The sequence below is a fragment of the Serratia sp. J2 genome (genome assembly GCF_046269175.1).
GTDB lineage: Bacteria > Pseudomonadota > Gammaproteobacteria > Enterobacterales > Enterobacteriaceae > Chania > Chania fonticola_C.
Map to the genome: position 1 here is coordinate 58,721 of NZ_JBKABN010000033.1, position 5,347 is coordinate 64,067.

The following is a 5,347-nucleotide window of genomic DNA, read 5'->3' on the forward strand; positions in this document are numbered from 1 at the left end:
TACCCGGCCCATCTGTCAGCCACTGGCTCGCACCACGCCGTGAGCCAGTGACATGGGAATGACAGAGCCAAGGCCAATGCAGTGCGGCGGTACCGTTCGGGAGACGGGCCGCCGAAATTAACGATCGTCACAATAACAAAGCCGAAACGGCACAACGTGCGGTTATCGGCCCAGACGTGGTAGCGATAATGAAAAAACACCCTTATGACACGGATGGATATCGGCTCACGCTTCGGCGTGCGGCCACAATCGGACTGTTTTTGGGCGGATTAGGCGGGCTGACAGGTCAGACTCTCGCCGCACCGCAGGTCGAATTTAACTGGCAAGCTGCACCGACTGAACGTTCGGTGATGACGCTCACTTTACAGGAGGCGATCCTGCGAGCCTTTGCGCGTAACCCGCAAATCGCTCAGGCTTCGGCACAGATTAACGTGGGTAAAGCCGATCTGGCGCTGGCACAAAGCGCCTGGTTTCCACAAATTGCCCTCAACAGCAATTTTGGCAAATCCAGCCAGACCGACTCCTCCGGCACCTTGAACAACACCGCCTCAGCGGGCGTGACCCTGAACCAGTTGCTGTATGACTTCGGCAAAACCAGCGGCAGCATCGAGGAGCAACATAACCTCTCCGATGCCTATCGCTACACGCTGTACCAAACCATGACCGACGTCGGCCAGCAAACGCTGCAGGCCTACTTGCAGGTCAAGCGCTATCAGGACTTGTGCGCCTCGGCGGAACACAACCTGGTGTCACTCAACCGGGTCAAGGACATCGCCGAGCTGCGGGCCAATGCTGGCCTAAGCTCGCAATCCGACGTGTTACAGGCACAAACCCGCATCGCCGGGATGAACGCCACGCTGGAGCAGTACCGCGCACAACAGCGCTCGGCCCTGGCGCAACTCACCGTACTGACCGGCGTCGTGCCGGATAAACTGCCGGACCTGCCGCAGCAACTGCTACAACAGAAAATCACCCTCAAGTCGCTGCCCTATCAAAAAAGCAATGCGGTACTCAGCGCCCAGGCCAAGCAGGAGGCCGCTACCCAGCGCATTCGCCAGGCCGAGGCCCAGCACTGGCCTACCATCTCGGTCCAGGCTGGCCGCACCCGCTATGAGAGCGATGGCAACGATGCCCAATCCTACTGGAACGATCAGTTGCAACTCGTGGTGCAGGCGCCGATCTACCAAGGCGGTGCGGTCAACGCCAAGGTCGATGCCGCCGAGGGTGATCGCCAGGCAGCACAGGCTCAGGTCGAAGCGGCCAAGCTGGATATGAATCAGAAGGCCTCCACCGCCTATGCGGATCTGATTGGTGCGCAACAACGAGAGCTGGCCGGAGCGCAGCAGCTCAGCAGCGCGGACTACACCCGCAGCGTCTACCAGGACGAATACAAGCTCAGCAAACGCAGCCTTAACGATCTGCTCAGCGTCGAGCAGGATGTTCTGCAGGCGGAAACCTCACGCGTCACCGCGCTGTACGACGGCTGGGACGCGGCGGTGCGCTACGCCTCTGCGGTCGACAATTTATTGGATATGTTGGGTATCGAGCGCCAACGAGCCATCGGCGACAACCTGCCGTCGCTGTAGTCTGAATTATCTTGCCAGGAGCGCTTATGTCACAACCTGCATCACTCGAAACCTGGATCGCAGCCATGGCCCGGGCGGCCAACGGCTACGGTCTGGCTGTCGATATCAAATCCATCCGCCAGCAAATGCGCTGGTATGAACAACTGCCGGCCCCGCGCCGCCTGGAACGCCTGGGCCACCTGATGGGGCTTAGCGTCAGCTTGCAGCCACGGGAGAAAGTTCGCTGGCGTAACGAGATCCTGCCTGCGCTGATCGAAATCGACGACGGCGGGCTGATGGTGATCGAATCCCTCGACAACGAGGGCAAGGCGCTGTATTGGCTCAACGACAGCGGTGACGTGCAGCGAGAGGCCGAGCTGGTGGAGCTGCTACTGAAAGGGCTAGGCACCATTGTGCTGCTGGGGGCGGCGGAGCGTGGGCAAGATTCGCGTATCGACGACTTCGTGCAGCCCTACCGCAAACACTGGTTCTGGCAACATTTTCGCGGGGCCAAACGGCAAATCGGCGAGATCTCGCTGGCGTCGATCATCAGCAACGTGCTGGCCCTCGCCGGTATTCTGTTTTCGATGCAGGTCTATGATCGGGTTATTCCGGCTCAGTCTTACTCCACCCTGTGGGTGCTGTTCTTCGGGGTGCTGATCGCGGCGGCGCTGGAGTATGCCATCCGCCTGTCGCGCACCGTGATCTCCGATCTGATGGGCAAGAAGATCGACCTGAAGATCTCCGGCATGCTGTTTGCCCGCGCCCTGGCGATCAAAAACGAAGCACGGCCAAAATCGACCGGCTCGTTTATCTCGCAGTTGCGGGAGATCGATCAGGTGCGGGAACTGCTGACCTCCACTACCGTGGGCGCGGCGGCAGATATGCCGTTCGTGCTGCTGTTCCTCGTCATTATGGCGCTGGTTGGCGGCCCGCTGGTGTTTATCCCGATGCTGGCGATCCCGCTGATCGTCATTCCTGGCATCTTGCTGCAATGGCCGATGGCCAAGCTGGCGAAGGAAGGCATGCGGGAAAGCGCCCTGCGCAACGCGGTGCTGGTTGAGTCGATCGAAGGGGTTGAGGATATCAAGGCACTGCAAGCCGAGCCCTACTTCCAGCGCCAGTGGGAACAGACCCACGCGGTCAGCGCCAACATTGGTATGCAGCAACGGCTGTGGGGTGCGCGGCTCAGCGGCTGGGCCTCAACGGTACAGCAACTGACCTATGCCGGGATGCTGGTGTTTGGCAGCTATCTGGTGCTCGCCGGCGATATCACTACCGGTACCATGGTGGCCTGTAGCCTGCTTTCCTCACGCACCATCGCCCCGCTGATGCAGTTGACCATGGTGTTCTCACGCTGGCAGCACGCTAAAACCGCCATGACCGGCCTGGACGATTTGTTGAAGAAACCGCTCGATAAGCCGGAAGAGGGCAAGATGGCTCATTGCCCGGTGCTAAGCGGCCATTTCCAACTGCGCAATCTGCAATACAGCTACGACGTGGAGAAAGGGGAAAACTCGATCACCGTCAATAATCTGGAGATCAAACCCGGCGAACGAGTGGCGATCCTCGGTAAGGTTGGCGCGGGGAAATCGACGCTGCTGAAGCTGCTTTCCGGCCAGGCCAGCGCCACTCGGGGCAAGGTGATCATCGACGGCGTCGATATCAGCCATATCGATCCCAGCGATGTACGCCGCCAACTGGGCTTTCTCTCGCAGGAGTCGCGGCTGTTTTTCGGCAGCCTGCGCCAGAACCTGATGCTTGGCCACCCTCATGCTACCGAATCGGAAATGCTCCAGGCGCTGCGTATTTCCGGGGCACTGAGTCTGGTACAACAGGACGCCGCCAGCCTGGATCGCATTATTCATGAAGGTGGCCGCGGCCTGTCAGGCGGCCAGCGCCAAATGGTATTGCTAAGCCGTATGATCCTGCGTAACCCGCAAATCGTGCTGCTGGATGAACCCACCGCCTCCATGGATGAACAGTTGGAAGAGTACGTGATCCGCCAGATGCACGGCTGGCTCAGCGGCCGCACGCTGGTACTGGTCACCCATAGGCCAGCGCTGCTGAAGCTGGTGGATCGCATTGTGGTGCTGGATAACGGCCGCGTGGTGGCCGACGGGCCACGGGATCAGATCCTGCAGGCGGCCAATAAGCCGATCAATAAAGAACAGGGCGTAGCATGAGGAGCAAGCAATGAGCAATATCACCATGCAAGACGATCTGGCACGCCAAGGGCGGCGGCATTCCTCGGTACTTTGGTTGACGCTGCTGGGGATGATCCTGTTTGTGGTCTGGGCCTATTTTGCCATACTCGATGAGGTCACCGTCGGCACTGGCAAGGTCACGCCCTTAAGCCGGGCGCAGCTGATTGAGAGCCTGGACGGTGGGATTATCGATCACCTGTATGTGCACGAAGGGGACATCGTCGACAAGGGCCAGAAACTGGCGCAGCTGGATGTGAAACGCTTCCAGTCCAACTATGGCGAAGCCTTTTCCCGCGTGCGCACCCTGCGCGCCTCCGCCGAACGCCTGCGTTCCGAGCTGACCGGCGAGCCACTGCAGTTCAGCGCCGATACCCTGAAGGAGCCAAGTCTGGTGGCCCGTGAACGCCAGTTGTATGAGTCCCGCAAGCGCAACCGCGATGAGACCGTCAGCAATCTGCAACAGTCGATGCAGTTGGTCCAGCAGGAATTACGCATGACCGAACCGCTAGTCGCCAAAGGGGCAGCTGGCCAGGTTGAAGTAATCCGCCTACGGCGGCAGGTTAGTGAGCTGAGAGGCAAGATTGACGAGGCAATTAACCAATATGCCGTGCGTGCGCGTGAGGAGCAGGTAAAAAACAACGCCGATCTCGACGCCCAGTTAGAACTGGTGAACGGTAAGGAAGATCAGTTGGATCGTGCCACCATGGTTTCGCCAGTGCGTGGGATCGTGAAGGATATTCAGGTAACTACCGTGGGCGGCGTGTTGCAGCCGGGTGGCAAACTGATGGAGATCGTGCCGTTGGAAGATCAGTTGCTTATCGAAACCCGCATCAACCCACGAGATATCGCCTATATCCGCCCTGGCCTGCCCGCTACCGTCAAGGTGACCGCCTATGACTCTTCAATCTACGGCAACCTGAATGGCGAGGTGGAGAACGTTTCCCCGGATACCATTCAGGACGAGGTCAAACGTGACCAGTATTACTACCGGGTTTACGTGCGCACCAAGCAGGCAGAACTGATGAATAAGGCGGGCAAGAAGTTCCCGATTGTGCCGGGGATGGTGGCCAGCGTGGAGATCAAGACCGGGCAGAAAAGCGTGCTGGATTACCTGATCAAGCCGCTGAACAAGGTGAAAGAGTCACTGCGGGAACGGTAATTATTAAAGGCCTGAGAGTGGTTAGCCTCCCTGGCCTTATTTACGTTTCCACCTTCATCAGTTGATGAATCTGCGGATCAGTTCCAACAGCGCAACCAGCGCTTTCAGAACGATGAGAACTTTATCAATGAAAGTTTTCATCCGTTACTCCTTAAAAAGGAGTGAGAGCACTACCGCTTACCCTTCCATTGCCTGTCGCGGTAGGTATCTCATTGTTAGATGATGATGTTCTCACTCCAGCCAGAGCACCGAAACCGGCACCACCCGTAATTCAGCCAGGACTTAGAAAGCGTCATGCACAATCCCCAACTTGCGAAATTACCTTTAAGGTAATAATATTGGGTTGTTAGATGATGATGTTCTCATCCTGGCCAGAGACACCAACTCAGGCCGGAAAGTAAAAAAACCCGATTCAC

4 protein-coding genes are annotated in these 5,347 nt (G+C 58.2%); 3 read left to right on the forward strand and 1 reads right to left on the reverse strand.

Going from position 1 to position 5,347, the window contains the following annotated elements; translation table 11 throughout:
* Positions 1 to 188 precede the first annotated feature (188 nt).
* From ACKWMY_RS24485 to ACKWMY_RS24495, 3 genes are read left to right on the forward strand one after another with little or no spacing between them, the layout of a single operon-like run.
* Positions 189 to 1,586 carry a TolC family outer membrane protein gene (locus ACKWMY_RS24485; protein WP_081375857.1) on the forward strand — a complete coding sequence of 466 codons (1,398 nt, stop codon included), beginning with the start codon at positions 189 to 191 and terminating at the stop codon, positions 1,584 to 1,586.
* Between the two features lie 26 nt (positions 1,587 to 1,612).
* Entirely contained in the window at positions 1,613 to 3,751 is a 2,139-nt protein-coding gene (locus ACKWMY_RS24490) for a type I secretion system permease/ATPase (RefSeq protein WP_409487215.1), read from the forward strand.
* 10 nt (positions 3,752 to 3,761) lie between these two features.
* Positions 3,762 to 4,931: an HlyD family type I secretion periplasmic adaptor subunit gene (locus ACKWMY_RS24495; RefSeq protein WP_024530722.1), complete on the forward strand. Its 1,170-nt coding sequence runs from the start codon at positions 3,762 to 3,764 to the stop codon at positions 4,929 to 4,931.
* Between the two features lie 57 nt (positions 4,932 to 4,988).
* On the opposite strand, the gene dinQ is transcribed toward ACKWMY_RS24495, so the two are convergent.
* Positions 4,989 to 5,072: a damage-inducible type I toxin DinQ gene (gene dinQ, locus ACKWMY_RS24500; RefSeq protein WP_370505612.1), complete on the reverse strand. Its 84-nt coding sequence runs from the start codon at positions 5,070 to 5,072 to the stop codon at positions 4,989 to 4,991.
* Positions 5,073 to 5,347: the final 275 nt, after the last annotated feature.

Coding starts and splice junctions, on each gene's coding strand:
- ACKWMY_RS24485 (WP_081375857.1), top strand. CDS start 189: ATGAAAAAACACCCTTATGACACGGATGGATATCGGCTCACGCTTCGG.
- ACKWMY_RS24490 (WP_409487215.1), top strand. CDS start 1,613: ATGTCACAACCTGCATCACTCGAAACCTGGATCGCAGCCATGGCCCGG.
- ACKWMY_RS24495 (WP_024530722.1), top strand. CDS start 3,762: ATGAGCAATATCACCATGCAAGACGATCTGGCACGCCAAGGGCGGCGG.
- dinQ (WP_370505612.1), bottom strand. CDS start 5,072: ATGAAAACTTTCATTGATAAAGTTCTCATCGTTCTGAAAGCGCTGGTT.